We start from the raw sequence: 3,301 nt of genomic DNA on the forward strand, positions 1-3,301 counted from the left end.
AAAAGGGTATCACGTTTATAAATGAGGCAACATCTCCGATAGATTATTTGTTTAGACATAACTTAGAGAAATCAATGAAAAAAGGGCTGCTCTTTTTGGAGCAGCCCTTTGAAGATTCCGATGGAATCCCATGTGGTGGAGCCGGAGGGATTCGAACCCTCGTCCAAACATGGTATAAGATACGCTTTCTACATGCTTAGCTGTTATTTAATTGTAGGGACTATGGAAGGTTAACCGCTTACCTGTACCTTAATCCTTAGGTGTTTTGTTTCGCTCGCTTTCCACACCTTAAAGCAAACTAGTTCCGTTTTTCGATGCCCCGATTGCCGATCCAACAGAACAGAGAACCGGCGGGACAAAAGCTATGCTAATTCTAAATTAGGCAGCTAAGGCGTAGTTATTTTCGCCATTTGTAAGTTTGAGCGTTCAGATTTTAGCGCTAATTCACCCAACGCGCTGCATGCTTACCTATTTATCTCCATCCTGTCAATTCCGGTCGACCCCATTTTAAAGTCTAAAGTCGGGAGCATTAAGTCCTGAGTTAAATACTGATACAAATATACAAACTTTATACGGCCTGTGTTTGGCCAATATGTAAGCCTTTTGTTAAAAAGCTGATAACGGGGCTATTGTATTTCATTATCAACATATCTTAAACAACAAAAGCCCGGCTAAGCCGGGCTTTTGAGTACGTTGGTTTATCTAAATATTACTTAGGTGCTAAAACGCCGTTAAGGCCATTCACTATACCGTTGGCACCAATCAGGTCATATAAAATAACCTGTGCGGTATCGCCTTTGGCATCGGCTAACTGTAGCTTTTTATCAGCAGTAACCGATAGCGTGAGCGTCTGTCCATCCAGTGTGGTTAGTGTTGCTTTACCTTTACCTGCGTTTAACGCCTTAATAATATCGGCTTTGGCATATTTACCGGTAACTACGTGGCCTTTTAAAACTGTTGCAAGTTTAGTAGGGTCTTTCATCAGGCTATCTAATTTAGCCGGCGGCAGGCCACTAAATGCAGCATTATTGGGTGCAAAAATAGTATATGGGCCACCTGTTTTTAGGCTGGAATCAAGCCCGGCTGTTTTCACAGCGCTAAGCGCGGTAGAATAATCGGGGTTGCTTCCTAAAGCCCTTACTACATCACTGGCGCCATCTGTAGCTGCAGGTGCAGTAGTTGTAGTGGTTGTTTTCTTGGTGGTGTCTTGTACTTGTGCAAATACGCGGCTGGCTGTAAAATTTAAAAGCACCATTGCGCCAATCATTAAAAGGGATTTTTTCATGTTGTTCATGTTGTAATTCAATTTATTATTTGGTTAAATGCGTAGACGTTTTTCCTTATAGCGTATATGTTTTGAGTAATAACTGCCAATTATAACGCCAAAAGAAAGAAAATTGTTTAACAGTCAATAAAATCAACCATCACAAACACATGATGCAAACCTGCAAATAGTTAATAACTAAACATTTGCAGGGGCTTAATTAAAAGTATTTTTTTTTGTTACCTGCCCGTTTGCGCAAAGCCCCACTTAGCAATTGCTGTTAACACAGGGGTTAGGCTTTCTCCTGCATCGCTAAGTTTATAACTTACTATGGGCGGCATAGCTTGTTCGGCGGTGCGTACTACCAGGTTATCGGCCTGTAGTTGCTTTAAATGCTGTATCAGCATCTTTTCGGTAACAGCCGGGATCTCGCGTTTTAACTCGCTGTAACGTTTGGGGCCGCTCATCAGTTGGTACAGGATGCTGGGTTTCCAATGGCCGCCAATTTTGCTCATCACATAACTTACGGGGCACGCCCCTATGTTCGCTATCTTATTTGCATTTTGGGTAGAGTTTTCTTTAACCTGTGTCATTGCTACTTACTTTGGGGTAGGTACTTGTATAAAAGTAAGTACAAATATACCTTTGACATCAACAAATCAAAAATAAATTATCATGAAAATCACAGTAACAGGTTCTTTAGGGAACATAAGCAAACCATTAACAACACAATTAGTAAAAGCAGGCCACCAGGTAACCGTAATAAGCAGCAGCCCCGATAAGGCCGAAGCCATAACAGCCTTAGGTGCTATCCCGGCCATTGGTTCGGTTGACGATATAGCCTTTTTGACCGGAGCATTTAAAGGCGCCGATGCCATTTACACCATGATACCCAATAACTTTAGCGCGACCAACTACAGGCAATACATAGGCGGCGTGGGTAAAAACTATGCCGAAGCTATAAAAGCGGCAGGCGTAACCAAAGTAGTTAATCTAAGCAGCATAGGCGCACATATTGATGGCGGCACCGGCCCTATTTCGGGTATACATGATGTAGAGCAAATTTATAAGCAATTAGATGGCGTAGCCATAAAGCACCTGCGCCCCGCATTCTTTTATACCAACTTATTAGCCAACATAGACATGATAAAACACCTGGGCTTTTTAGGTGCCAATTATGGCGATAACTCGCGCGTGGTATTGGTACACCCAAATGATATTGCCGAAGTTGCCGCGGAGGAGTTACAAAGCAATTTTACCGGTACCAGCATCCGTTATATCAGTTCTGACGATCGTACAACAAACGAGATCGCGTCGGTATTAGGCGCGGCCATTGGCAAACCCGACCTGAAATGGGTTGATTTTACCGATGAGCAGGCCTTACAAGGTATTGAGCAGGCAGGGCTGCCTGCCGAGATTGCCCGTAACTATGTAGAAATGGGTACGGCTGTTAAAAGCACCATTTTATGGGAAGATTATGACCAGCATAAACCCGCCCAATTTGGCAAAACCAAACTGGAAGACTTTGCGGTTGAGTTTGGCAGAAGGTTTAACGGGTAACATTTTTAGCGCATTACACTGAGTAGCATTTCCATTTGTTCCGTTTTTGAAACGGGACAAATGGGACAAACGGAACATATTGATAATGAGTGTTTTAATACTGACAAATTCTTGTCAGTATTAAAACAAAAGCACCACGATTATTGATTTACCAACTGTTACACAGCGCTTTATAAAAATGTAATTTTGTCCCGTTTTTTGAGAAAACGAGTCAAGAAAAAAGGCGAAAAAAACAGGATTTTTTTCGCCTTTTTTCGGCCTTGATTCGCCCCTTACAGGCTGATAAAGTTGGGAAACAGACAAATAGCCGCTTTAATCAAACACCTCATTTACAAATAATTATAAATTTACCCCTGTCTCGTCCTGAAATAAGTTGACGGTTTTATATATTGATTAATTGAGCTACAAATATAATTTTACACCGTAATAGGCATCTCTTTTTTTTGAACTTTGCGATAGTAGTTTCTCCACCGCCGC

Annotated in this window: 3 protein-coding genes and 1 other RNA gene; 1 reads left to right on the forward strand and 3 read right to left on the reverse strand. The window is 41.8% G+C overall.

The window, feature by feature from the left end; translation table 11 throughout:
- Positions 1-133 precede the first annotated feature (133 nt).
- The 3 genes from ssrA to WC615_RS23050 all read right to left on the reverse strand — a co-directional run bounded on the left by ssrA (position 134) and on the right by WC615_RS23050 (position 1,857).
- Positions 134-504: a transfer-messenger RNA gene (gene ssrA, locus WC615_RS23040) on the reverse strand.
- Between the two features lie 205 nt (positions 505-709).
- Complete coding sequence (locus WC615_RS23045) at positions 710-1,285, reverse strand: fasciclin domain-containing protein (protein WP_372980372.1); 576 nt, start codon at positions 1,283-1,285, stop codon at positions 710-712.
- A 218-nt stretch (positions 1,286-1,503) separates the two neighbouring features.
- A complete protein-coding gene (locus WC615_RS23050; protein ID WP_372980373.1) occupies positions 1,504-1,857 on the reverse strand; it encodes a winged helix-turn-helix transcriptional regulator in 354 nt (117 codons plus the stop codon).
- Between the two features lie 82 nt (positions 1,858-1,939).
- Here WC615_RS23050 and WC615_RS23055 point away from each other — a divergent pair, with 82 nt between their 5' ends.
- Positions 1,940-2,824, forward strand: a complete 885-nt coding sequence (locus WC615_RS23055) for an NAD(P)H-binding protein (RefSeq protein ID WP_372980374.1) — start codon at positions 1,940-1,942, stop codon at positions 2,822-2,824.
- Positions 2,825-3,301 lie beyond the last annotated feature (477 nt).

The sequence above is a fragment of the Mucilaginibacter sp. genome (assembly GCF_041663085.1).
Classification (GTDB): Bacteria; Bacteroidota; Bacteroidia; order Sphingobacteriales; family Sphingobacteriaceae; genus Mucilaginibacter.

What these genes read in the sequence shown, in the direction of transcription:
- WC615_RS23045 (WP_372980372.1), bottom strand. Translation starts at nt 1,285, where the DNA reads ATGAAAAAATCCCTTTTAATGATTGGCGCAATGGTGCTTTTAAATTTT.
- WC615_RS23050 (WP_372980373.1), bottom strand. Translation starts at nt 1,857, where the DNA reads ATGACACAGGTTAAAGAAAACTCTACCCAAAATGCAAATAAGATAGCG.
- WC615_RS23055 (WP_372980374.1), top strand. Translation starts at nt 1,940, where the DNA reads ATGAAAATCACAGTAACAGGTTCTTTAGGGAACATAAGCAAACCATTA.